This window comes from Pseudomonas sp. BJa5 (assembly GCF_030272875.2).
GTDB lineage: Bacteria > Pseudomonadota > Gammaproteobacteria > Pseudomonadales > Pseudomonadaceae > Aquipseudomonas.
Genome location: NZ_JALRNG020000031.1, coordinates 1 through 21352 on the forward strand (window position 1 = coordinate 1; position 21352 = coordinate 21352).

General features: G+C 64.1%; 25 protein-coding genes and 1 tRNA gene. 13 read left to right on the plus strand and 13 right to left on the minus strand.

Features of this window, described 5'->3' with window-relative positions; genetic code table 11:
* Nucleotides 1-157 precede the first annotated feature (157 nt).
* From M2D63_RS17640 to M2D63_RS17670, 7 genes are all read right to left on the minus strand, one after another.
* The gene (locus M2D63_RS17640) at nucleotides 158-679 is read right to left on the minus strand and encodes a cytochrome C (RefSeq protein WP_285864233.1); all 522 of its coding nucleotides are present in this window, start codon (nucleotides 677-679) and stop codon (nucleotides 158-160) included.
* Between the two features lie 13 nt (nucleotides 680-692).
* Nucleotides 693-1214, minus strand: coding sequence for a methylamine dehydrogenase light chain (locus M2D63_RS17645; RefSeq protein WP_285864234.1), 522 nt, complete (start codon nucleotides 1212-1214; stop codon nucleotides 693-695).
* Between the two features lie 27 nt (nucleotides 1215-1241).
* Nucleotides 1242-1865, minus strand: coding sequence for a methylamine dehydrogenase accessory protein MauD (gene mauD / locus M2D63_RS17650; RefSeq protein WP_285864235.1), 624 nt, complete (start codon nucleotides 1863-1865; stop codon nucleotides 1242-1244).
* Nucleotides 1866-1868: 3 nt separating this feature from the next.
* Nucleotides 1869-2408 carry a MauE/DoxX family redox-associated membrane protein gene (locus tag M2D63_RS17655; RefSeq protein ID WP_285864236.1) on the minus strand — a complete coding sequence of 180 codons (540 nt, stop codon included), beginning with the start codon at nucleotides 2406-2408 and terminating at the stop codon, nucleotides 1869-1871.
* Between the two features lie 13 nt (nucleotides 2409-2421).
* Entirely contained in the window at nucleotides 2422-3576 is a 1155-nt protein-coding gene (locus tag M2D63_RS17660; protein WP_285864238.1) for an amine dehydrogenase large subunit, read from the minus strand.
* 167 nt (nucleotides 3577-3743) lie between these two features.
* Nucleotides 3744-5888: a methyl-accepting chemotaxis protein gene (locus tag M2D63_RS17665; RefSeq protein ID WP_285864239.1), complete on the minus strand. Its 2145-nt coding sequence runs from the start codon at nucleotides 5886-5888 to the stop codon at nucleotides 3744-3746.
* A 63-nt stretch (nucleotides 5889-5951) separates the two neighbouring features.
* Nucleotides 5952-7277: a hypothetical protein gene (locus M2D63_RS17670; protein WP_285864240.1), complete on the minus strand. Its 1326-nt coding sequence runs from the start codon at nucleotides 7275-7277 to the stop codon at nucleotides 5952-5954.
* A 238-nt stretch (nucleotides 7278-7515) separates the two neighbouring features.
* Between M2D63_RS17670 and M2D63_RS17675 the strand changes: the two genes are divergently transcribed.
* The 4 genes from M2D63_RS17675 to M2D63_RS17690 all read left to right on the plus strand — a co-directional run bounded on the left by M2D63_RS17675 (nucleotide 7516) and on the right by M2D63_RS17690 (nucleotide 9802).
* Nucleotides 7516-7592 (plus strand) — tRNA-Val (locus tag M2D63_RS17675).
* Nucleotides 7593-8217: 625 nt separating this feature from the next.
* A complete protein-coding gene (locus tag M2D63_RS17680; RefSeq protein WP_285864241.1) occupies nucleotides 8218-8787 on the plus strand; it encodes an SPOR domain-containing protein in 570 nt (189 codons plus the stop codon).
* 53 nt (nucleotides 8788-8840) lie between these two features.
* Nucleotides 8841-9362 carry a GNAT family N-acetyltransferase gene (locus M2D63_RS17685; protein WP_285864242.1) on the plus strand — a complete coding sequence of 174 codons (522 nt, stop codon included), beginning with the start codon at nucleotides 8841-8843 and terminating at the stop codon, nucleotides 9360-9362.
* A 14-nt stretch (nucleotides 9363-9376) separates the two neighbouring features.
* Nucleotides 9377-9802 carry a GTP pyrophosphokinase gene (locus tag M2D63_RS17690; protein WP_285864243.1) on the plus strand — a complete coding sequence of 142 codons (426 nt, stop codon included), beginning with the start codon at nucleotides 9377-9379 and terminating at the stop codon, nucleotides 9800-9802.
* Between the two features lie 3 nt (nucleotides 9803-9805).
* Here the strand turns inward: M2D63_RS17690 and M2D63_RS17695 are convergent, their stop codons facing one another.
* The 3 genes from M2D63_RS17695 to M2D63_RS17705 all read right to left on the minus strand — a co-directional run bounded on the left by M2D63_RS17695 (nucleotide 9806) and on the right by M2D63_RS17705 (nucleotide 12021).
* Nucleotides 9806-10498, minus strand: a complete 693-nt coding sequence (locus tag M2D63_RS17695; protein WP_285864244.1) for an endonuclease I family protein — start codon at nucleotides 10496-10498, stop codon at nucleotides 9806-9808.
* Between the two features lie 6 nt (nucleotides 10499-10504).
* Nucleotides 10505-10774, minus strand: a complete 270-nt coding sequence (locus M2D63_RS17700) for a DUF1654 domain-containing protein (protein ID WP_285864245.1) — start codon at nucleotides 10772-10774, stop codon at nucleotides 10505-10507.
* A gap of 158 nt (nucleotides 10775-10932) precedes the next feature.
* Nucleotides 10933-12021 (minus strand): asparaginase, encoded by a 1089-nt coding sequence (locus M2D63_RS17705; protein WP_285864246.1) that lies wholly within the window; start codon nucleotides 12019-12021, stop codon nucleotides 10933-10935.
* Nucleotides 12022-12355: 334 nt separating this feature from the next.
* Here M2D63_RS17705 and M2D63_RS17710 point away from each other — a divergent pair, with 334 nt between their 5' ends.
* Genes M2D63_RS17710 through M2D63_RS17740 form a run of 7 tightly spaced genes read left to right on the plus strand, consistent with a single transcriptional unit; the run spans nucleotide 12356 to nucleotide 19196 of the window.
* Nucleotides 12356-13312: a sugar ABC transporter substrate-binding protein gene (locus tag M2D63_RS17710; protein WP_285864247.1), complete on the plus strand. Its 957-nt coding sequence runs from the start codon at nucleotides 12356-12358 to the stop codon at nucleotides 13310-13312.
* Nucleotides 13313-13362: 50 nt separating this feature from the next.
* Nucleotides 13363-14913 carry a sugar ABC transporter ATP-binding protein gene (locus M2D63_RS17715; protein WP_285864248.1) on the plus strand — a complete coding sequence of 517 codons (1551 nt, stop codon included), beginning with the start codon at nucleotides 13363-13365 and terminating at the stop codon, nucleotides 14911-14913.
* Nucleotides 14910-15902, plus strand: coding sequence for an ABC transporter permease (locus tag M2D63_RS17720; RefSeq protein WP_285864249.1), 993 nt, complete (start codon nucleotides 14910-14912; stop codon nucleotides 15900-15902). The genes M2D63_RS17715 and M2D63_RS17720 overlap by 4 nt, the downstream gene beginning before the upstream one ends.
* Before the next feature lie 3 nt (nucleotides 15903-15905).
* Entirely contained in the window at nucleotides 15906-16928 is a 1023-nt protein-coding gene (locus M2D63_RS17725; protein ID WP_285864250.1) for a LacI family DNA-binding transcriptional regulator, read from the plus strand.
* Between the two features lie 13 nt (nucleotides 16929-16941).
* Nucleotides 16942-17850 carry a ribokinase gene (gene rbsK, locus M2D63_RS17730; protein WP_285864251.1) on the plus strand — a complete coding sequence of 303 codons (909 nt, stop codon included), beginning with the start codon at nucleotides 16942-16944 and terminating at the stop codon, nucleotides 17848-17850.
* Nucleotides 17847-18251: a D-ribose pyranase gene (rbsD, locus tag M2D63_RS17735; RefSeq protein WP_285864252.1), complete on the plus strand. Its 405-nt coding sequence runs from the start codon at nucleotides 17847-17849 to the stop codon at nucleotides 18249-18251. Before rbsK ends, rbsD begins: the two co-directional genes overlap by 4 nt.
* The gene (locus tag M2D63_RS17740; RefSeq protein ID WP_285864253.1) at nucleotides 18252-19196 is read left to right on the plus strand and encodes a nucleoside hydrolase; all 945 of its coding nucleotides are present in this window, start codon (nucleotides 18252-18254) and stop codon (nucleotides 19194-19196) included. It abuts the gene before it with no gap.
* On the opposite strand, the gene M2D63_RS17745 is transcribed toward M2D63_RS17740, so the two are convergent.
* Nucleotides 19168-19374: a hypothetical protein gene (locus M2D63_RS17745; protein ID WP_285864254.1), complete on the minus strand. Its 207-nt coding sequence runs from the start codon at nucleotides 19372-19374 to the stop codon at nucleotides 19168-19170. The genes M2D63_RS17740 and M2D63_RS17745 overlap by 29 nt on opposite strands.
* Nucleotides 19375-19568: 194 nt before the next feature.
* Between M2D63_RS17745 and M2D63_RS17750 the strand changes: the two genes are divergently transcribed.
* Nucleotides 19569-19871 (plus strand): hypothetical protein, encoded by a 303-nt coding sequence (locus M2D63_RS17750; RefSeq protein WP_285864255.1) that lies wholly within the window; start codon nucleotides 19569-19571, stop codon nucleotides 19869-19871.
* A 130-nt stretch (nucleotides 19872-20001) separates the two neighbouring features.
* On the plus strand, nucleotides 20002-20313 hold the full coding sequence (locus tag M2D63_RS17755) for an I78 family peptidase inhibitor (RefSeq protein WP_285864256.1): 312 nt from the start codon (nucleotides 20002-20004) through the stop codon (nucleotides 20311-20313).
* Nucleotides 20314-20461: 148 nt separating this feature from the next.
* Here M2D63_RS17755 and M2D63_RS17760 read toward each other — a convergent pair whose 3' ends face one another.
* Nucleotides 20462-20674 carry a cold-shock protein gene (locus M2D63_RS17760; protein ID WP_007956027.1) on the minus strand — a complete coding sequence of 71 codons (213 nt, stop codon included), beginning with the start codon at nucleotides 20672-20674 and terminating at the stop codon, nucleotides 20462-20464.
* Between the two features lie 160 nt (nucleotides 20675-20834).
* A complete protein-coding gene (locus M2D63_RS17765; protein ID WP_285864319.1) occupies nucleotides 20835-21143 on the minus strand; it encodes a hypothetical protein in 309 nt (102 codons plus the stop codon).
* Between the last annotated feature and the right edge of the window lie 209 nt (nucleotides 21144-21352).

The following is a 21352-nucleotide window of genomic DNA, read 5'->3' on the forward strand; positions in this document are numbered from 1 at the left end:
CAGCGTCGCTGCATGGAATGGATAAGCCCGCAGACTCGACACCCAAGCCCAAGCCCAAGCCCAAGCCCAAGCCCAAGCCCAAGGAACCTAGCCCCCGGAATTCCGTGAAGAACCATAAAAAAGCCCGCCAGTAGGCGGGCTCGCTCCAAGCGCAATCTCAATAACTCATGCCATCGTCTATCGAGATGCCCTTGGCGCGCATCTGAGTGATCAGGCCGGCGCGGGCATTCGGCACGTTGAGCAGCGACTTGCGTCTCACCGCCGCCACTTCCTCCCCGGTATAGGGCTGGTAGTGCTCGGGCAGGCTGCTGCCGGCAATGCCGTCCTTGCGCATCAGCCAGTTGATCAGCGTGGCCAGCTGCTCATCGTTGAGTGCCGACTGGGCCATGCCAGGCACCCGCACGAGGAACTCACGTCCGCCGTCGACCTTGAGGAAATTGCCGACGAAGTCCTTCATGCGTGGTACGTCATTGGCCTTGGAGCCGCTGCCGTCGCCGAGGTGGCAGCCCGCGCATTGCAACTGGTAGTTCACCGCTGTGCTATAGCCGGCCTGGGCGATAGGGGTTTGCACCGCTTCGTTGCCGGGCGCGTGTTTCTGGTTCGGGTTGGGGATGGCGCGCGCCATGGCAAGCGGAGCTGCCAGGGCGCAGGCAAGACCGACGATCAGTAAAGAGCGCATGGTCTGTGCCACCTCAGACCGCGACGCCGCGAATGATCGACACGGTGCAGTGGTAAATGTGCGACTTGGCAGCCAGGCACCAGTTCACGTCGTTGTTGTTGAACGGACGATAAGCGGGCTCCTCGCTGTCGTTGCGAGTACAGGCGCACTGGTTGCAGCTGTGCTTACCGCAGCAGTCGTTATAGGAAATGATGTAGTCCTTGCCGTCCGCCGGGTTGCGGCAGGTGCCGATCCAGGTGACCTGGGAGGCCTCGGTACCGGGCGGACAGGACGTCACGCTACCGCCGCAGCACGAGCACAGGAAACCGTCGATCGAGCAGTAGCGCCAGTAGTCGCAGCTGTTCGGATCCCCGGGATCGCCCGCCATCGGCTTGTCGGCGGCCAGTGCCTTGCTGGTACGGTCGATCGGCAACAGCACAGGCAGGGCCGCGCCGACAATCATCAGCGAACCGAGGCGGCCGAGCAATTTACGCCGCGAGGTGGTATCGGCGACGTGGCGGGCGGAGCGCTCGAACAGGAGGTCGAGGAGTTTCATGGGCCTGTCCTTTCGTTTTCGTTATCGTTAGGCGTGGGAGTGTGGGGTGCTGTGATCGTGGCCATGGGCGTTGCCGTGCAGGAACTGCTGCAGGGTGGCGCTGCCCAGGTGCTCGGTTTCGAACAGGCTGTCCAGGTGTTCGCGCGAGTTGACCAGGCCCTTGGCGCGCAACACGCCGTTCTGGTCGATCAGGGCCGCATACGGCAGTTTGCCGATCTGGTAGGTCATGCCGATTTCCGGACCGACCACGTAGGTGGCGTCTTCGAGCTTGTGTTCCTGGATCAGTTTCTGCTGGGCGTCCATGTCGCCGTCGCTGACGAACACCACGTCGAGGCGCTTGGCCTGGTCCTTGGCGATCGACTTGATCGCCGGCAGCAGCGATTTGCAGATCGGGCAGGTTGGCGAGAGGAAGAACAGCAACTGGGCTTTCTCACCGGCATAACCGAAGTTGACCGGACGACCATTGCGGTCGGCGGCCGTGACTTGCGGCGCGGGCTCGTTGACCGCAACGCCTTTGTCGACCATCAGGGCACCGGCCGGAGCCAGGCGCGAGTGCAGTACGCCGATCTGGCGTACCAGACCCATTACAGCGAACGCCAAGGCGATCAGCAGCGCCCAGAGCAGGATGTTGGAGACGATCAAGCCTTCCATATTTCACCTTCCAATAAGTTTGAACAGACGGGGGCCGTTGGCCAGCAGACCTTCGACGGCGGTGTAGATGAGCAGTACAACGGCGCTCGCGGCGATCACCACGAAACCGTCGAAGAAACCGAGGTCGCGCGCTTGCGGGGCGATGCCGGCGACCAGCGCCAGCGCCACCAGCACCGTGTTGCGGGCGAGCAGTACCGGGCGCAGCGGTTGGGCCTGGTCGGGGCCCGAACAGCCGCAGTCGATGTCGGCGCGGCCGCGCCACAGGTTGATGCCGATGGCCGCTGCGTACAGTGCCAGCAGCGCCGCAGCCAGCAGGGCCGCGGTCGGCCGGCTGGCCGGCACCAGCAGGGCGAAGGCCACGCCGATTTCCAGCAGCGGCAGGCTGCGGGCGACCAGCGTGAGCAACGCCTTGGGCAGCAACTGGTAATCTTCCAGCTGCCGGGCGAAGCGGGCCGGCGCGCGGACCTTGTGGGTCGCAGCGCTGGCCAGGATCACCGCAACGGTGATCGCGCTGGCGATAATGAAGATCGGATCGGTGTGCATGGGCTCACCTCGCTCAGTGGCTGAGAATTTGTGTGGCGGTTTTATGCAGCTTTTCCATCGTGCCGGTGTGCTTGCCGCTCTTGAGGTCGAAGATCTCCATGCCGCCGCCGACATTGATGCCGAGCAGCAGCGGGTTGGCGTCGCTGGTGGCCTGCAGGCTCCAGATCGGCGCGCCTTCGGTGCTCAGGGTGGCGATCTTCTTCTGGGTCTTGAGGTCGAAGGCCCAGATGGTGTTGCTCGGGTCTTCCCACTTCATCGCCTCGTGGGCGTCGTGCATCAGCACGTACAGGCGATTGAGCTTTGGCGCCACCGCCATCAGCTGCCAGCCGCCCGGCGCCCAGCCAGCCTTCTTCTCTTCGTCGCTGACCAGCGACCAGTCCGGCAGGATTTTCGCTTCCTTGCCCGACAGGTCCAGGGTGTGCACGGTGCCGGTGGTGCTGGTGAAGTAGAAGGTGTCGCCGACGTTCACCGCGCGCTCGACCAGCTTCTCCGCATTCGGGTCGAAGAACTTGGTCTGGGTGCGGGCGGTTTCCTTGCCGTCGTCGCCCAGGGTCAGCAGCTGGATGCTGCCGTCGCCGCACAGCGAGGCGATGCGGCGCTTGCCCACCGGGTAGCTGAGCACGCAGCCGGGAATGGCGATTTCGCCGACCACGGCCTTGGCCTGGGTGTCGACCACGGTGATCGAGGTCGACGGGGTGAAGTTGTAGACGTAGACGAAACGGTCGTCGGCGCTGGTGCCGATGCCAAAGCGCTGGGTCAGGGACTCGGCGCGCTTGGAGGGAATCACCACTTCCCAGTCCGGGGACAGCGTGGAGGTATTCCAGGCGGTCAGCACGTCGGTGCGGGTACCGCGGGTACCGCGTGAATAGAAGATGTCGGCGCTGAACAGCAGCTTGCCGTCACGGCTGAGGGTCGAGGGTGCGGCGAAGCCGGTGCTGACCATGCCGAGCAAGCGCTTCTGGTCCGGGTCGAGCACGAGCACGCGGCCGGCGACGAAGCTGTCGAATTCCACGTCGATCATATAGGCGCGGTGTGGCGATGGCGGGAAAGGCAATACGGTCTGGCCGATACCGGTGTCAGCGGGCAACTCGGCGAAGACTGGGTGCACGCCAGCTAGCGACAGGCCAAGAGCCAGTGTGGTTTTTGCAAGGATCCTGGTTATTCGCATTCGGGGGGGGCTCCCTTAATTATTGGACTTGGCGGATCGCGAAAGCATTGACAGAGATTCACCGGGCTAGTCTGCCTTGAGGGCGAACAGGGGGCATTGTTGTGTCTGCCAACTCGTTGTTTGCCTGTGCCAGCCGGCTTGGGGCCGGCTGAACACGGGTTGGGGCATCAAATGCGGAAACTGTCCACCAGCTGTTTCAGGCGGGCAGCCTGCTGTTCCAGATCGCCACAGGCGCGCAAGGTGGCGTTGAGGTTCTCCACGCCTTCCTGGTTGAGGGCGTTGATCTGGGTGATATCCATGTTCAGCGCCTCGATCACCGAGGTTTGCTCTTCGGTGGCGGTGGCCACCGACTGGTTCATGCCGTCGATCTCGCCGATCCGCAAGGTCACGCTGCCCAGGCGCTCGCCGGCCTGGTTGGCGATGGTCACGCTTTCGCTGCTGTGGCTCTGGCTTTCGCCCATGGTCGTGACCGACTCGCGGGCGTCCACCTGCAGGCCCTCGATCATGGTCTGGATCTGCAGCGCCGACATCTGGGTGCGGTAGGCCAGGTTGCGTACTTCGTCGGCCACCACGGCAAACCCGCGCCCGGCGGCGCCGGCGCGCGCGGCCTCGATGGCGGCGTTGAGCGCCAGCAGGTTGGTCTGCTCGGAGATGCCCTTGATCACTTCGAGAATCTGGCCGATATCCTCGGTCTTGCTGTTGAGCGTCTCGATGGTGCCGCTGGAGGCGCTGATCTTGCTCGACAGTTGGTGCATCGCCGAGATGGTCCTTTCCAGTACCTGGCTGCCCGCTTCGGCCAGTTGCCGGGCGTCCGTGGCCCGATGGGAGGCATGGGCGGCGTTGCGCGCTATCTCCTGGGCGGCGGCGCCCAACTGGTTGATCGCGGCGGCTACGCTGTTGGTGCGGCTGGCCTGTTCGTCGCAGTTGCTCATGGATGCGTTGGAGGCGTTGACCACCCGGGTGGCCACCTCGTGGAGCTGGCCGGTGGTCGAGGACACTTCACGGATCGAGGCGTGGATACGTTCGACGAAGCGGTTGAAGGCCCTGGCCAGCTGGCCGATCTCGTCGCGCGATTGCACGGCCAGGCGGCGGGTCAGGTCGCCTTCGCCCTGGGCAATGTCTTCGAGCATGCGGGTCAGGCTCTGCAGCGGGCGGGTGATGCGCAGGGCGGCCAGCCAGATCAGCAGCACGCCGAGCAATGCCGCGCCGCCACCGAGCAGCAACTCCAGGCGGGTGGCCTGTTCGCGTTGCTGGTCGAGTGCTTGTTGCAGGCGTTGCGCCGGCGCCAGCAGGGTGTGCTGCGGCACGCCCACCAGGACGCCCCAGGGGGTGGCGCCGGGGATCGGCTCCAGCGGTTCGAGGACCTTGAGCTGTGCCGGGTCGACGAACACCTTGGGCTGGCTGTGTCGCAGTGCGCCGAGTACCTCGTCGGCGCCGCTGTCAGGCGCCTGGTCCAGGCGCTGGCCAAGCCGACCGGCATCCTGGCTGTGCGCCGCCATCACCCCGCTCGGGCTGATGATGCTGACCCTGCCGTTGCCGTCGAACAATCCATGGCTGCTGTCCACGCTGCTCTGTTGCAGGGCGGCGAGGTTGATGTCGAGCCCGATGACGGCGATGACCTTGCCGTCTTCGAGCAGCGGGAAGGCGATGCTGGTGACCAGCTTGCGCGAGCCCGAGGCCTCGTCGAAGTAGGGTTCGAGCACACAGGCCGCCTGGCTGTCGCGGGCGCAGGTATAGAACGCGTTGTACGGGCTGCCGCTGGGGCCGGGCTGGGTATTGGCCAGCAGGGCCTCGTCGCCGATGACCGGTTGCAACGCCCCTGGATTGTTTTGCACCCAGTACAGAGAGAAACGTCCGGCCTCGTTGCTGCCCAGTTCGCTCTGGCCGGCGAATCGATTGTCTGCCCCGTCCAGAGCGTTGGCCTGGAAAATGACATAAAGCCCGAGCAGGTCGGGCTTGTCGATCAACGCCTGGCGCAGTTGCCGGGTCAATGCCTGGCGCAGTTGCTGCGGCGCCAGTTCGCCGTGCTGCGCGCGCTGGCGCAGATACAGCACATAGCGAGACAGCCCCTGGCCGTATTCATGGGTTTGCAGGAACGTGCGCTGCACTTGCAAGGCCTGCACCTTGGCGAGCGCCTGCATGTGGTGCTTGGCGGCGCTGGCCAGCATGTCGCTGCTGGCGTGTTTGACCTGTTCGCTGCTTGCCCCGGCTTGATACAGCGACAGCCCTACCAACAGGGCGACGATCAGCAACAGGCAGAGGCTTGCGAGCAAGGTGATCTTGTTTCGGATAGTCAGGAGGCTGGAGCGCATGACAAGGACTCAGATCGGTGCGAATCTGCTGCGGGTGATGGCGGGGCCATCACCCGCAGGGCTTCAGAAGACGGTGACGAACACCAATTGGCTGTACAGGTTGCGGTCGTTGTTGCCCAGCTGGGTGCCACCTTGTTCGGCACTCTTGTCCGGTTGGTACAGGCCAACGAGCGGCATCACGATCAAGTGATCGTTGATGGCCCATTCGGCGTACAGGTCGATCTCGTGTCCGTCGGTATTGCCCAGGTTGCGGTCGACGGTGTCGAAGTTGAACCCCAGCAGGCCGATGTTCAGGTTTTCCAGCGGCGATACCTTGAACTCGACTTTCTGGATGCGCGAGTTGCTGTTGAACGGACCGGCATAGTTGCCGGCGACCTCGCCCTGGAACCAGGTGCCGTACCCGCGACTGAGGCCGTAGAACAGAGGGTCGTAGCCTTCCGAGAAGCGGCTGTAGCGGTAGCTGACGTTCGGCGTCCAGGCGACGTCGGCGAAGGTCCAGCCGGCCTCCAGGTACCAGGCATCCTCGGTGTTGGTGTGGGGTTTTTCCTGGTTGGCGTATTCGCCGGAGAGAAACAGGTTCTCCACCCCGGCGTTGCCGGTGGCGCGCAGGCTGTAGGTCTTCATGCCGTCGCGTTCCAGTTGCACCGGCGAAGCGAACTCCTCATCCACATCCGTGGTGTCGATGTAGGTCAGGCCTACCGTGCCGGCGTCGGCCACGTGCTCCAGGGTGGCCACGGCCATTTCGGTCTTGGCCTGGGCGCGGTTGTCCGACTTCAGCCACATCAGGTCGCTGCGCCAGCCTTGCTTGCCGCCCAGGCGCAGTACGGCGGTCTGGTCAAAGCTCTTGCGCGCCGCCAGGTAGTAGGCGCCGCCGCGGTTGAACTCGCCATCGGCCAGGCCCTTGCCGAAGTTGAGCGCGTCGCCCTGGATCAGAAAGCCATCGCCTACGGTAATCATCTGGCGGCCGAAGGACAGGTCGATCCCGTCTTCACCCAAGGCCTCGATCAGCGTGCCGGAGCGCCAGCCGAGGTAGGCGTCTTCGATCTTGGTGGTGCGCTCGGAGCCATCGCTGAAGCCGGCGGCGTCACCGTCCCCCCAACTGCCCGAGCTGAGCAGGGCGAATGCACCGTAGGCGGTGCCGGCACCGCCAAGGCCCTGGTCGCCACTGAGTCCATATTTGAGGTAGCCCTCGCGCCAGGAGGACGAGCCTTCTTCCAGGCGTCCGCTCATGGCGTAGTTTTCCTCGCTATGGAACACGCCGAACACGGCCTCGAGGTTGGCGTTCAGGTGAGTGTTCTCATCGGCATACAGCTCGTAGGCACCGGCCTGGGCGGCGGCGCCGACCAGCAGGGCGAGGGTGGAGAGGTGGAGCAGGGGCGACTTGTACATGGACTGGCTTTCCGTTCTTATTAGTGTCGGCGAGCAACTCGATGGAGTTCGTCCGGATACTAAGTCGAAGGATCAGGCCGTCCTTGCGCCTGCTTGCCATATCTTTGCGTGTGCCTGCCAGATTGTGTCGTTTCGCGGGCAGCAGCTTCAGCGATGACTAAAGCTGCTGATTTTTTTGATTTTTTTTAAAATTTCGCTTTACGACATATGCGTACCTGCGTATTATGCGCCCCACAGCAGGCACATAGCTCAGTTGGTTAGAGCACCACCTTGACATGGTGGGGGTCGTTGGTTCGAGTCCAATTGTGCCTACCAAATCCCAGAAAGGGCGATCCGCAAGGATCGCCCTTTTTGCATTTGCGGATCAGCCATCGCAGGCTCCCACTGTGGGAGCTGGCGAAGCCTGCGATCGACTGCGCAGCAGTCGCCATCCAGGCACCTCGTTGGGTCTGATGCACCGGGTCGTCAGGTTCTACGACCGCTACGCGGCCGATCGCAGCCTGGCGGCAGCTCCCACAGGCATCCTGCAATCACATGGCGACTGCGTAGGCGCAACTGTCTTTGTGGGAGCCTGCGATCCACTGCGCAGCAGTCGCCATCCAGGCACTTCGTTGGGCCTGATGCACCGGGTCGTCAGGTTCTACGACCGCTACGCGGCCGATCGCAGCCTGGCGGCAGCTCTCACAGGCATCCTGCAATCACATGGCGACTGCGTAGGCGCAACTGTCTTTGTGGGAGCTGGCGAAGCCTGCGATCGACTGCACAGCAGTCGCCATCCAGGCACCTCGTTGGGTCTGATGCACCGGGTCGTCAGGTTCTACGACCGCTACGCGGCCGATCGCAGCCTGGCGGCAGCTCCCACAAGAGCCCCGCAATCACAGAGCCTGCGAAGGGCTGCATAAATGCTAGAATCCGCCGCTTGCATCCAGGAGAAAGACGCGTGCGTAAAATCGCGGTGGTAATGGCAGTGCTGGCGCTGGCCGGCTGTGAAAACGAAGTCGAAGGCGTGCACAAGCAGGTGGCCGAACACCTGCAGAACCCCAAGACTGCCAAGTTCGCCAACGTGCGAATCGACCAGCAAGGCATGATCTGCGGCCAGGTGCGCGGCAAGGACGATGCCGGTGCCTTCGTCCCGTATCGCAGTTACGTGGCATTCAAGAAAGCCGACGGCTACGAAATCGTCATCGCCGACCAGGGCAGCACCCTGCAGATCCGTGAAGCCTGCGGTGGCGCCGACCTGCAGCGCCGTGCCGAGGCCCTGGCCGACCAGCCGGCCCCGGAAGGCTGGGATGTCGAGATCGTCCAGGGGGCGAACATGGGCGCTCTGAGCGACATGACCGCACGCCTGATCGAGAAGCAGATCCCATCCTCGGTGGTGTACCGCGACGGCAAGCCGGTGGTGTTGCTCGGCCCGTTCCCGAGCAAGGCCGAGGCCGATGAGAAGCAGGCCGACGTCATGGCCCGCCTGGGTACCGACTCGATCGTCATCCAGCACGGCGCCACTCGCTAGCCAGCGCCGTCCCCGGCCCCGTACACTCACGGCTCACCCCAAGGAGAGCCGTGATGAAGGAATCATCCCCCGCCATAACCTTGCAGCGCGCCAATGAGCACCACCTCGAAGGGCTGGCCGCGCTGTACAGCGATCCCCGTGTCGCCCGCCAGGCCTTGCAGTTGCCCTACCAGTCGCTGGACAACTGGCGCAAGCGCCTGGGGTCCGGCGAAGACTACGAGCGCGTGCTGCGCCTGGTCGCCCTGCATCAGGGCGAGGTGATCGGCAACTGTACCCTTGAGCAGAACCCCCGCGTGCGCCGTAGCCACTGCGGCAGTATCGCCATGGGCGTGGCGTCGGCCTGGCAAGGGCAGGGGGTGGGCACTCGCCTGCTGTCGGCGGCGCTGGAGATCGCCGACGGCTGGATGGGCCTGCAACGCGTCGAGCTGACCGTGTTCAGCGACAATCAACCGGCACTGGCCCTGTACAAGCGCCAGGGCTTTGAAGTTGAAGGACAATTGCTGAACTATGCTATGCGTGACGGCGTGCTGTGCGATGTCTACAGCATGGCGCGCCTGAAGCGACGCGGGCGTTAGAGCAGGAGGGCCTTATGTCTACGCTGGAGCGGGCCATTGCGGTGGCAGCCAGGGCACATGAAGGGCAGCGCGACAAGGGCGGCGCCGCCTATATCCTGCACCCGCTGCGGGTGATGCTGAGGGTCTCGACGGTGGAGCAGCGCATTGTCGCCGTGCTGCACGACGTGCTCGAGGATTCGCCCATGACGCTCTCGGACCTGGCCCGCGAGGGCTTTGCCCTGAAGATCCTGGCGGCGGTGCAGGCGCTGAGTCGGCGCGATGACGAAAGCTACGAGGCGTTTGTCGCGCGCCTGGGCGGCGACCCGCTGGCGCGGGTGGTCAAGCTGGCCGACCTTGCCGACAACAGCGACCTGTCGCGCATCGCCATGCCCGGCCCAGACGATCTGGCGCGCCTGGCCCGTTACCAGCAGGCCAGCGCCTACCTGCAGGCGCTGGCCTGAGCCTCAACCGCAGGCGCTAAGGTTCACCGGGCCTACGAATTGATTGCCGTGGCCCATTACGCAGGCCACCCGCTGGTTGCGCTGGCGCTCCCAGGGCTGCGGCGGGTAGGTCTTGTTCCAGGCTTCATAGAGCTGGCGGTCTTGCTTGGACAGCTTGAGGTTGTACTGCTTGCTCATATAGAAGTAGGTGCGCGCGATCATGCCGCGAATCGAAGGCCGTGGCATGACCTTCTTGGCCTTGAAATCCACCTGGGTCAGGCACGAACCGTACTGCCCGCGCTGCTCGGGCAGCCAGCCGAAACTGAAGTTGCTGCGATCGCCGTTGACCTCGCCGATGCTCGGCACCAGGTTGTGCAGGTCGGCTTCGGCGCGCTGGTAGACCTTGTCGTTGCTCGAACAGTTCTTGCGCCCACCGTCCTGCCAGCACTGGCGCTGGTGGCCGATCTGCCAGGCCGGGACGATGTGCTCCCACTCGATGCGCGCAGCGCGGTTGGCGTTCTTGCGTGGTACATAACCGCAACTGGCGAGATCGACCTTGTTGCCGTTGTACTTGCAGCCGCAATAGAACTCGGTGGACTGCGGCGCATACAGGCGCCAGGCGACCTTCTTGGCTTCGCTGAAGGTGCGTGGCGCATCGGCATGGGCGCTGGTGATACTGAACAACAGGCAGGCGACTGCAAAAAACGAAACTCTCATGCGCAATCAGTCTTCCTTCGGCACCACCCAGAAAATCTGCACGCCACCGTCGTCGCGGTGGGCGAGGGTGACGTTGTCGTTCTCGGCGATTTCCTCGAGCAGGGTTTCCCAGTCGTCGGTGGACTCGTGCTCCAGGCGGAAAATCAGCGCGGCCCGGGCTTTTTGCGCGGTGGGCGAGTTGATGATCTTCTGGATGCGGATACCCAGTTGCTCGTAACTGCTGGCGGGGGTAGAGGTGTTGGCCACGAAGCGTTCCTTGTTGTGCTGTATGTGCATACAGTATTTTACTGTAGGCAATTTCGCAACAGCTCGTCGGTGAAAGAGCGCATGTGACCGCAAACCGCCCGGTTTGCTGCGGCCTGTCTAAGGTTTTTTGCTGAGGATAGGGGGAGGTTGCGCTTGCCCGTCCTGCAGGCGGGCAAGCGCGGGCGGGATCAGTATTCCCAGAAGATCCGCTGCAGTTCCTTGCTGTCCTGGGTCTGGGTCAGGGCGACCATGGCCAGGATCCGGGCCTTTTGCGGGTTCAGGTCGTGGGCCACGACCCAGTCGTTCTTGTCGTCAGGCTGCTCGGCGTTGCGCAGCACGAAGCCGCCGGCGTTGACATGGGACGAACGGATGATCTGCACGCCGTCCTTGCGCAGTTCCTGCAGCGCCGGCACCACCCGCGACGATACCGAGCCGTTGCCGGTACCGGCATGGATGACCGCCTTGGCGCCACCTGCGGCGAGGGCCTTGTAGGCGGTATCGGTGACGTTGCCATAGCCGTAGGCGATGTCCACGGCAGGCAGGCTGCTGATCTTCTTGATGTCGAATTCCGACGCCAGGGTGTGGCGCTTGGCCGGCAGGCGGAACCAGTAGGATTTGCCTTCCACGACCATGCCCAGTGGGCCCCACGGGCTCTTGAAGGCTTCGGTCTTGATGTTGACGGTCTTGCTGACGTCACGACCGGACTGGATCTCGTCGTTCATGGTCACCAGCACGCCCTTGCCACGCGAATCCTTGTTGCTGGCCACGGCCACGGCGTTGTACAGGTTGAGCATGCCGTCGGCCGACATGGCGGTGCCCGGACGCATGGAGCCGACTACCACGATCGGCTTGTCGGTCTTCTCCACCAGGTTGAGGAAGTAGGCGGTCTCTTCCAGGGTGTCGGTGCCGTGGGTGATGACGATGCCGTCGACGTCCTTGCTGTCGGCAAGCTCGGCCACGCGCTTGCCCAGTTGCAGCAGGTTGTCGTTGCTGATGCTCTCCGAGGCGATCTGCATCACCTGTTCGCCGCGCACATTGGCAAGGTTAGCCAACTCCGGAACCCCGGCAATCAGCTTGTCCACGCCCAGCTTGGCGGCCTGGTAGGTGGCGCTGTTGGCCGCGCTGGCGCCGGCACCGGCAATGGTGCCGCCGGTGGCGAGGATGACCACGTTGGCCAGTTTCTGTTGCTGTTCCACTTCCTTGGCGTTGACGCCTGCGGGCAGTAACAGCAGAAGGGCCAGGGCGCCCGGGACGAACGGAGTAAGCGCAGCTTTCATCGAATATCTCTCTTATTGAATGGAGTTCGTGGTGCAGCGCGGGGAGGGGAGCAGAAAACGTACCAGCTTTGCCGTTCGTCGGCTTTCATCTTCGTTTTGTTGATTTTGCGTGGGTTTACGTAGGCGAAGTCCTGTGCGCTTTCTCGTTGCTGGTTCGGAAAACCGAATATTATTTGTAGGAGTGTTCGGTTTTACGGCGAATTTAAGGATAATTCCTACGCATAGCGTCCCAAGGGTGTACGTCGCGGAATTGACAAAATTGGGTACTATTCGCATAGTAAGTTAACGCAAACGTTTGCGACCCGATAAAAATCATAAAATCCGGAGTAAACCCATGAAGTTGCCGTTCGCAGGACGCCTACTGGCCGTCGCCATTCTGTCTTCGCTGTCCCTCGCCATGCCCTTGTCCCAGGCCCAGGCCGATGAAAAGCCCAAGGTCGCCCTGGTGATGAAATCCCTCGCCAACGAATTCTTCCTGACCATGGAAGACGGCGCCAAGGCCTACCAGAAAGAACACGCCAACGACTTCGAGCTGGTTTCCAACGGCATCAAGGACGAGACCGACGCGGGTAACCAGATCCGCATCGTCGAGCAGATGATCGTCGCCAAGGTCGACGCCCTGGTCATCGCCCCGGCGGATTCCAAGGCCCTGGTACCGGTGGTGAAGAAGGCCGTGGATGCCGGGATCACCGTGGTCAATATCGACAACCGCCTGGACCCTGAAGTCCTCAAGAGCAAGAACCTCAGCGTGCCCTTCGTAGGCCCCGACAACCGCAAGGGCGCGCGCCTGGTCGGTGACTACCTGGCCAAGGAGAAGCTCAAGGCCGGTGACCAGGTCGGCATCATCGAGGGCGTGTCCACCACCACCAACGCCCAGCAGCGCACCGCCGGCTTCAAGGACGCGATGGAAGCTGCGCAAATGAAGGTGGTCTCGGTGCAGTCCGGCGACTGGGAAATTGCCAAAGGCAATGCCGTGGCCGCGGCCATGCTCAATGCCCACCCGGATCTCAAGGCGCTGCTGGCCGGCAACGACAGCATGGCCCTGGGCGCGGTGTCGGCGGTGCGGGCGGCGGGCAAGGCCGGCCAGGTGCAGGTGGTCGGCTACGACAACATCAATGCCATCAAGCCGATGCTCAAGGACGGTCGCGTGCTCGCCACCGCCGATCAGTACGCTGCCAAACAGGCGGTGTTCGGCATCCAGGCGGCGCTCAAGGTGCTCAAGGGCGAAAAGCCTGAAGTGGACGCCGACAACGTCATCCAGACCCCGGTCGAACTGGTCACCAAGCCCTGATAGGCGCAGCGTGTGCGCCTGCGCAAGTGCGGGCGCCAGGAGAGCAGGCAATGTCAGCGACGGCAGATGTCGTACTTTCAGTCAGCGCGATCGGCAAGACCTACGCCCAGCCGGTGCTGGGCGATATCGAGCTGAGCCTCTATCGCGGTGAAGTGCTGGCCCTGACCGGCGAGAACGGCGCGGGCAAGAGCACCCTGTCGAAGATCATCGGTGGCCTCGAACAGCCCACTGTCGGGCAGATGCGCTACCAGGGCCAGCCTTACCACCCCGGCAGCCGCGCCGCCGCCGAGCGCCAGGGGGTGCGCATGGTCATGCAGGAGCTCAACCTGCTGCCGACCCTGACCGTGGCCGAGAACCTGTTTCTCGACAACCTGCCCAGCCGTGGCGGCTGGATCAGCCGCAAGCGCCTGCGCCAACTGGCCCAGGCGGCCATGGCCCGGGTTGGCCTGGAGGCCATCGACCCGGACACCCCGGTGGGGGAGCTGGGCATCGGCCACCAGCAGATGGTGGAGATTGCCCGCAACCTGATCGGCGACTGCCATGTGCTGATCTTCGACGAGCCCACGGCCATGCTCACGGCGCGGGAGGTCGAACTGCTGTTTGACCAGATCGAGCGCCTCAAGCAGCGCGGCGTGGCCATCGTCTATATCTCCCATCGCCTGGAAGAGCTCAAGCGCATCGCCCAGCGCATCGCCGTGCTGCGCGACGGCAAGCTGGTGTGCGTCGAGCCCATGGCCCGCTACGACAGCGCGCAACTGGTCAACCTGATGGTCGGCCGCGAGCTTGCCGAGCACATCGACCTGGGCCAGCGCCAGATCGGCGCGCCGATGCTCAAGGTCAACGGCCTGAGCCGTGGCGACAAGGTGCGGGACGTATCTTTCGAAGTGCGCAGCGGCGAGATCTTCGGTATCTCCGGCCTGATCGGCGCCGGGCGCACCGAGCTGCTGCGCCTGATCTACGGTGCCGACCGTGCCGACAGCGGCAGCATCGAACTGGGCAACCCGCTGCGTTCGGTACGCATCGACTCACCTGTCACCGCCGTGCGCGAAGGCATCGCCCTGATCACCGAAGACCGCAAGGGCGAAGGCCTGCTGCTGTCGCAGTCGATCAGCGCCAACATCGCCCTGGGCAACCTGCCGGCGATCTCCCGTGCCGGCGTGGTCGACAGCAGTGCCGAGCGCGAATTGGCGCAGCGGCAGATCGGCGCCATGCGCATTCGCAGCGCCGGCCCCGAGCAGGTGGTCGGCGAGCTGTCCGGCGGCAACCAGCAGAAGGTGGTGATTGGCCGCTGGCTGGAGCGCGACTGTACGGTACTGCTGTTCGACGAGCCGACCCGTGGCATCGATGTCGGTGCCAAGTTCGACATCTACGGCCTGCTGGCCGACCTCGCGCGCCAGGGCAAGGCGATCGTGGTGGTGTCCAGCGACCTGCGCGAGCTGATGCTGATCTGCGACCGCATCGGCGTGCTCAGCGCCGGGCGCCTGATCGACACCTTCGCGCGCGATCATTGGACCCAGGACCAACTACTGGCCGCGGCCTTCGCCGGCTATCAGAAACGTGATGCGTTGCTGCATGAAGCAGCAATCAGGACCACCCCATGAAAACCACTCCACTGGACACCGGCGCCCCGAGCGCCAAGCGCGGCGGCACCTACTATGGCCTGGGCAGCTACCTGGGCCTGGCCGGCGCCTTGCTGGCGATGATCGTGCTGTTCTCGCTGCTCAGCAGTCACTTTTTGTCCTACGCCACCTTCAGCACCCTGGCCAACCAGATTCCCGACCTGATGGTGCTGGCGGTGGGCATGACCTTCGTTTTGATCATCGGCGGCATCGACCTGTCGGTGGGCTCGGTGCTGGCCCTGGCGGCCTCGGCGGTCAGCGTGGCGATCCTCGGCTGGGGCTGGAGCGTGCTGCCGGCGGCCTTGCTGGGCATGGGCGTGGCAGCGCTGGCCGGCAGCATCACCGGCGCTATCACTGTGGCCTGGCGGATTCCGTCGTTCATCGTCTCCCTCGGCGTGCTGGAAATGGCCCGGGGCCTGGCCTACCAGTTGACCGACTCGCGCACCGCCTACATCGGCGACGCCTTCGCCTGGCTGTCCAACCCGGTGGCCTTCGGCGTGTCGCCGTCGTTCCTGATTGCCTTGCTGGTGATCATCCTCGCCCAGCTGGTGCTGACCCGCACGGTATTCGGCCGCTACCTGATCGGCATCGGCACCAATGAAGAGGCGGTGCGGCTGGCCGGCATCGACCCGCGTCCGTACAAGATCCTGGTGTTCGCCCTGATGGGCCTGCTCGCGGGGCTGGCCGCACTGTTCCAGATTTCCCGCCTGGAGGCGGCCGACCCCAACGCCGGGGCCGGCCTGGAACTGCAGGTCATCGCCGCCGTGGTCATCGGCGGCACCAGCCTGATGGGCGGGCGCGGTTCGGTGATCAGCACCTTCTTCGGCGTACTGATCATCTCGGTGCTGGCCGCGGGCCTGGCGCAGATCGGCGCCTCGGAACCGACCAAACGCATTATCACCGGGGCGGTCATCGTGATCGCCGTGGTTCTCGACACCTACCGTAGCCGACGCGCAAGTCGGCGGAACTGAACAATGGCAACCATCAAAGATGTCGCGGCACTGGCAGGTATCTCCTATACCACCGTGTCCCATGTACTGAACAAGACCCGCCCGGTCAGCGAGCAGGTGCGCCTGAAGGTCGAGGCGGCCATCGCCGAGCTCGACTACGTGCCCAGCGCCGTGGCCCGTTCGCTCAAGGCGCGCAGCACCGCCACCATCGGCCTGCTGGTGCCCAATGCGGTCAACCCGTACTTCGCGGAGCTTGCCCGGGGCATCGAGGACGGCTGCGAGCGCAACGGCTACTGCGTGATCCTCTGCAACTCCGACGACAACCCGCAAAAGCAGCGCAGCTACCTGCGCGTGCTGCTGGAAAAGCGCATCGACGGCCTGATCGTCGCCTCGGTGGGCGAAGATAGCGACCTGCTGCAGAGCCTGGCCAGCGTGCGCACCCCCATGGTCATCGTCGACCGTGCCCTGGAAGGGGTGGAGGCGGACCTGGTGAGCATCGACCATGAGCAGGGCGCCTACCTGGCTACCCGTCACCTGCTGGAGCTGGGCCATCGCGACATTGCCTGCATCGGCGGGCCGGCCACTACCAGCACCGCACAACTGCGCCTGGCCGGTTTCCGGCGTGCCCTGGCCGAGGCCGGGGTGACGGTGGCTGACGACCGTATCGTCAGCAGCGACTTTACCAGCCTGGGCGGTTATGCCGCTGCCGTGCCGCTGCTGGAAGGCCAGCGGCCGACGGCGATTTTCGCCGGCAACGACATGATCGGCATCGGCGTGCTGCGCGCCGCCGCCGAGCGCAATATCTGCGTGCCCAACGAGCTGTCGGTGATCGGCTTCGACGATATCCAGCTCAGCCGCTATGTGTTCCCGGCGCTGACCACGGTCGGCCAGTCGATCCGCGAGCTGGGCGAGAGCGCTGCGGCCCTGTTGCTGTCGCGCATCGCCCAGCCGCTGCGCGGTGCCCCGGAGCAGCGCATCGTCGCGCCGAAGATCGTGCTGCGCGAGTCCACCGCGCCGCGCCCCGACCTGTTCAACGATTACCGCTGAGAGCGAGCCGAACATGCAAGCCAAGGTAGTGGTGGTAGGAAGCCTGAACATGGACCTGGTGGCCCGCGCCCCACGCTTGCCGCGTGCCGGCGAGACCCTGGCGGGCGAGTCCTTTGCCACGGTGCCGGGCGGCAAGGGTGCCAACCAGGCGGTGGCGGTGGCGCGCCTGGGCGCGTCGGTGGCGATGATCGGCAATGTCGGTGACGACGCCTACGGCCAGCAGTTGCGCCAGGCCCTGCTCGATGAAGGCATCGACTGCCAGGGCGTGGCGGTATGTACCGGCGTGTCCAGCGGCCTGGCGCTGATCGTGGTGGATGCCAGCAGCCAGAATTCCATCGTCATCATTCCCGGCGGCAATGGCCAGTTGCTGCCCGAGTCGGTGCAGGCCTTCGATGCCTTGCTCAAGCGCGCCGAGGTGATCATCTGCCAATTGGAAGTGCCGCTGGCCACTGTCGCCTACACCCTGGCGCGTGGCCGAGCTTTGGGCAAAACGGTGATCCTCAATCCCGCACCTTGCACCGGCCCCTTGCCCCAGGACTGGTATGCTGCTATCGACTACCTGATTCCCAACGAAAGCGAAGCCCAGGCGCTGACGGGCGTAGCGGTGAGCGACCTGGCCAGCGCCGAGGTCGCCGCCGAGCAATTGCGCAGCCTGGGGGTGCAGAATGTGATCGTCACCCTCGGTGCCCAGGGTGCTTTGTTTGCCAGCGCCCAGGGCGTGCGGCACTTTCCGGCGCCGGTGGTGCAGCCGCTGGACACCACGGCGGCGGGCGACACCTTTGTCGGTGGCTTCGCCGCCGCCCTGGCGCGGGGCGTGGAGGAGGGCGAGGCGATCGCCTTCGGCCAGCGCGCCGCCGCCTTGTCGGTCACCCGTGCCGGCGCCCAGCCGTCCATCCCTTACCTGTTCGAGGTGCAGCCATGAAAAAGACGCCCCTGCTCAACATCGCCCTGTCGCGGGTCGTGGCCTCCCTGGGGCATGGCGACATCCTGGTGATCGGCGATGCCGGCCTGCCGGTGCCGCCGGGTGTCGAGCTGATCGACCTGGCCTTGACCGCGGGCATTCCCGACTTTGCCAGCACCCTGCGGGCGGTGCTCAGCGAGATGCAGGTGGAAAGCCATGTGCTGGCCGATGAAATCTTCAAGGCCGCGCCACCGGCGCTCGACGCCATCGAGCAAAGCCATGCCCTGGGCCAGATAGGCACTCGCCAGGTCATGGGGCACGCAGGCTTCAAGCAACTGTGTGCCAATGCCCGCGCCGTGGTGCGCACCGGCGAGTGCAAGCCTTACAGTAATATCGCCCTGGTCGCCGGGGTCACCTTCTAGGTGGCGCCCATCGACCTGATCATCGACACCGACCCCGGTGCCGACGATGTGGTGGCCTTGCTGCTGGCCATGGCTTCGCCCAATGAGCTGAACATTCGCGCCATCACCACCGTGGCCGGCAACGTCAGCCTCGACAAGGCGGCGCGCAATGCCCGGCTGGCGCGGGAATGGGGTGGTCGCGAGGAGATTCCGGTGTACGCCGGCGCGCCTGCGCCGTTGCAACGCTCGCCCGTCTACGCGCAAGACATCCATGGCGACGAGGGGCTGCCGGGTGTCGAGGTGTACGAGCCGCGCAAGGGCCTGGCCGAAGGCAGCGCCGTGCGCTACCTGATCGACACCCTGGGCAGCGCCGAGCCCCACAGCATCACCCTGGCCATGCTCGGCCCGCAGACCAACCTGGCCCTGGCCTTGCTCCAGGCGCCGGAGATCGTCAGGGGCATCAAGGAGGTGGTGGTGATGGGCGGTGCCCATTTCAATGGCGGCAATATCACCCCGGTGGCCGAATTCAACCTGTTCGCCGATCCCCATGCGGCCGAGGTGGTGATGGGCAGTGGTGTCAGGCTCACCTACCTGCCGCTGGATGCCACCCACCAGGTGCTGACCAGCGAAGCCCGGCTGGCGCAGCTCAGGGCGCTGAACAATTCGGCCAGCCAGCGGGTGGTCGCGATTCTCGAGGCTTATATCAAGGCCGACATGACGCGCTACGACCTGCCGGGCGGGCCGGTGCATGACGCCTGCGTGATTGCCTGGCTGCTCAGGCCGCAGCTGTTCGAAGGCCGACGAATCTACCTGCAGGTAGACAGCCGTGAAGGCCCGACCTTCGGCCAGAGCATTGCCGACTGGCATGGCGCCTTGCAGCAGCCTGCCAACGTGACCTGGATCGCCCGTGCCGACGCCCAGGGCTTTTTCGACCTGCTCAGTGCGCGGCTTGCGCGTCTGATGTAGTGCGCAAGTGGTGTTCGAAAACCTGCGCGACAAAACTGCGTGCAGCCTCGTTACCCAGGTCCTTGACCAGCAGGTCGACGGCTATCAGCATCAGTTCTTCGGCGCTGCCGGGGCTGTAGGCGCTCTGGCCGTCCGGCCATTTGACCTTGATGTCGGCATCGATGGTGTAGCTTGTCATGAACTCGTCCGGATGAATGCTGCGCGCGCAATGGGTTCAAATGCCGGGTCCTGGCGTTTGAAGGGCGCGGCCTGGCTGCACGACGCCCCAAGTGTGCAGTAAATCATGCCGGCGCCTGCCGCGGCACTGCGACTTTAGGCATAAGGGCAGGGGGCGTGGCAAACTAATGGTTTTCAGCGGGTCGGAACCTAGCCGTGCAAATCGATCTGAACAACCCTGAACAGTTCACCCTCGAGGCTGTGCGCAGCCTGCTGGCCACCGGCAACAATGCCGTGCACAACCAGCTGCGGGTCAGCCGTGGCGGCATTGCCTGGCTGTCCCAGGTGGTGGGTGGCCGCGAACTGGACGGCCTGGCCTTTCGTCTGGAAACCTGGGCGGCAGGCTCGGGCTGCGTCGGCGAGCAGGCCGCGGCCGACGAGCGCTGGGTGCAGCAGGTGTTTAGCGTCCTGCAACGCAACTGGCCAAAACCGTCGAGCGACTACATCGACCTGTACTGAGCCGTGCAAAATCCCGTGACGATTGCATTTTTACCTGGGGGCGCTGGCTCAGGCAGACTTGACGGGTTTTGCAACGAAAAACCAGCGAAGCTGTCCAACGGGCAGCATTCCCGTATTCAAAGGAGGATTCATGTTTCGTGCATCATTGATGGGCCTGTTGGCGGTCGCCGTGCTGAGCGGCTGCAGCACGGGCGGCACGTCGTCGAAGGCGTCTGACCCTGTGGCTGCCAATACCGACGGCCGTTGCCAGGCCAGCGGTGCCGGGTTTGCCGTGGGCAAGCAGGTGTCGCCGGCGCTGGTCGAGCAGGCCCGCAAGGCCAGCGGCTCGCAGCTGGCCCGCGCCGTTGGGCCGAATGATGTCATGACCCTGGAGTACCGCTCCGAGCGCCTGAACCTCAACACCAATGCCCAGGGTGTGGTTACTGGCGTCAACTGCGGCTGAGATCTCGCCTACGGGGCGGGCTTGCTGTAGGAGCGGGCTTGCCCCGCGATTGCGGTTTGTCAGTCCCATCGCATCGCGGGGCAAGCCCGCTCCCACATTCAGGCACAAAAAAACCCGTCACATGGACGGGTTTTTTTATTCGCTCAGATTACTCTGGACGAACTTGTGCAGCCTGCATGCCCTTCTGGCCTTTCTCGGCAACGAAGGAAACGGTCTGGCCTTCCTTCAGGCTTTTGAAACCGTCGGTTTCGATAGCCTTGAAGTGAACGAACAGGTCGTCGCCGCCACCTTGTGGAGTGATGAAGCCGAAGCCTTTCTCATCGTTGAACCATTTTACGGTGCCGGTTTGGCGATTAGACATGGGTGTATCTCCAGGAAACATGATTTTCAGTAGTGCGGTGTTGCCGAGGCCAACAGGGTGCACGCCGACCATCATAGTCTAAATATGGGCTTGTAGCCCCTTTTACCTGCGCAGATTGCTGATCTGGAGCAAATTAGCGCGAGATTATTGGCCCAAAGGCCTATTTTTTCGGGGTTGCCGGGGGGCAGGATTTTTTCACTGCCTCCTCTGCGCGCCGCATGACACCGGCATCGACGCCATCCCGGCTGTCCAGGTCGGCAATTTGTGCGTCGCTGAAATTGTTCTCGATGGCCTTGCCGGCGCAATCGCAATGCTTTGTCGCCTGGTCCGTGGTCATGGCCTTGTTCAATTGCTGGGCATTGGCAACACAGGCCTCGAGGTAACCGGCGGGCAGCTTCCCGGCATGGGCGCCCAATGGCAGCAGCAGGGCAGAGGCGGCCGCCAGGGCCAGAAGGGGCTGAAGTCGCATAACCAGACACTCCTTGGGGTTAGGTCTCTCAAGCGTAGGTCGCTTCAGAAAGTCTGAGCGGAAAATTTCCATTCAAGTTCCCCGCAATCGCCGCAAAGCTTTGTGCTAGCATGCTCAGCTCGGAATCGCCGCCAGCCCGTCTGTTGCGCGCATCTCCCAATTTTCTTACTCCAGTCACTCTGGTTCGTTCCCTGGCAGGCCCCCGGGCT

Bases quoted from the DNA above. Each gene is read 5' to 3' on its own strand.
- M2D63_RS17640 (WP_285864233.1), bottom strand. From the start codon at position 679: ATGCGCTCTTTACTGATCGTCGGTCTTGCCTGCGCCCTGGCAGCTCCG.
- M2D63_RS17645 (WP_285864234.1), bottom strand. From the start codon at position 1,214: ATGAAACTCCTCGACCTCCTGTTCGAGCGCTCCGCCCGCCACGTCGCC.
- mauD (WP_285864235.1), bottom strand. From the start codon at position 1,865: ATGGAAGGCTTGATCGTCTCCAACATCCTGCTCTGGGCGCTGCTGATC.
- M2D63_RS17655 (WP_285864236.1), bottom strand. From the start codon at position 2,408: ATGCACACCGATCCGATCTTCATTATCGCCAGCGCGATCACCGTTGCG.
- M2D63_RS17660 (WP_285864238.1), bottom strand. From the start codon at position 3,576: ATGCGAATAACCAGGATCCTTGCAAAAACCACACTGGCTCTTGGCCTG.
- M2D63_RS17665 (WP_285864239.1), bottom strand. From the start codon at position 5,888: ATGCGCTCCAGCCTCCTGACTATCCGAAACAAGATCACCTTGCTCGCA.
- M2D63_RS17670 (WP_285864240.1), bottom strand. From the start codon at position 7,277: ATGTACAAGTCGCCCCTGCTCCACCTCTCCACCCTCGCCCTGCTGGTC.
- M2D63_RS17685 (WP_285864242.1), top strand. From the start codon at position 8,841: ATGAAGGAATCATCCCCCGCCATAACCTTGCAGCGCGCCAATGAGCAC.
- M2D63_RS17690 (WP_285864243.1), top strand. From the start codon at position 9,377: ATGTCTACGCTGGAGCGGGCCATTGCGGTGGCAGCCAGGGCACATGAA.
- M2D63_RS17695 (WP_285864244.1), bottom strand. From the start codon at position 10,498: ATGAGAGTTTCGTTTTTTGCAGTCGCCTGCCTGTTGTTCAGTATCACC.
- M2D63_RS17700 (WP_285864245.1), bottom strand. From the start codon at position 10,774: ATGCACATACAGCACAACAAGGAACGCTTCGTGGCCAACACCTCTACC.
- M2D63_RS17705 (WP_285864246.1), bottom strand. From the start codon at position 12,021: ATGAAAGCTGCGCTTACTCCGTTCGTCCCGGGCGCCCTGGCCCTTCTG.
- M2D63_RS17710 (WP_285864247.1), top strand. From the start codon at position 12,356: ATGAAGTTGCCGTTCGCAGGACGCCTACTGGCCGTCGCCATTCTGTCT.
- M2D63_RS17715 (WP_285864248.1), top strand. From the start codon at position 13,363: ATGTCAGCGACGGCAGATGTCGTACTTTCAGTCAGCGCGATCGGCAAG.
- M2D63_RS17720 (WP_285864249.1), top strand. From the start codon at position 14,910: ATGAAAACCACTCCACTGGACACCGGCGCCCCGAGCGCCAAGCGCGGC.
- M2D63_RS17725 (WP_285864250.1), top strand. From the start codon at position 15,906: ATGGCAACCATCAAAGATGTCGCGGCACTGGCAGGTATCTCCTATACC.
- rbsK (WP_285864251.1), top strand. From the start codon at position 16,942: ATGCAAGCCAAGGTAGTGGTGGTAGGAAGCCTGAACATGGACCTGGTG.
- rbsD (WP_285864252.1), top strand. From the start codon at position 17,847: ATGAAAAAGACGCCCCTGCTCAACATCGCCCTGTCGCGGGTCGTGGCC.
- M2D63_RS17745 (WP_285864254.1), bottom strand. From the start codon at position 19,374: ATGACAAGCTACACCATCGATGCCGACATCAAGGTCAAATGGCCGGAC.
- M2D63_RS17755 (WP_285864256.1), top strand. From the start codon at position 20,002: ATGTTTCGTGCATCATTGATGGGCCTGTTGGCGGTCGCCGTGCTGAGC.
- M2D63_RS17760 (WP_007956027.1), bottom strand. From the start codon at position 20,674: ATGTCTAATCGCCAAACCGGCACCGTAAAATGGTTCAACGATGAGAAA.
- M2D63_RS17765 (WP_285864319.1), bottom strand. From the start codon at position 21,143: ATGCGACTTCAGCCCCTTCTGGCCCTGGCGGCCGCCTCTGCCCTGCTG.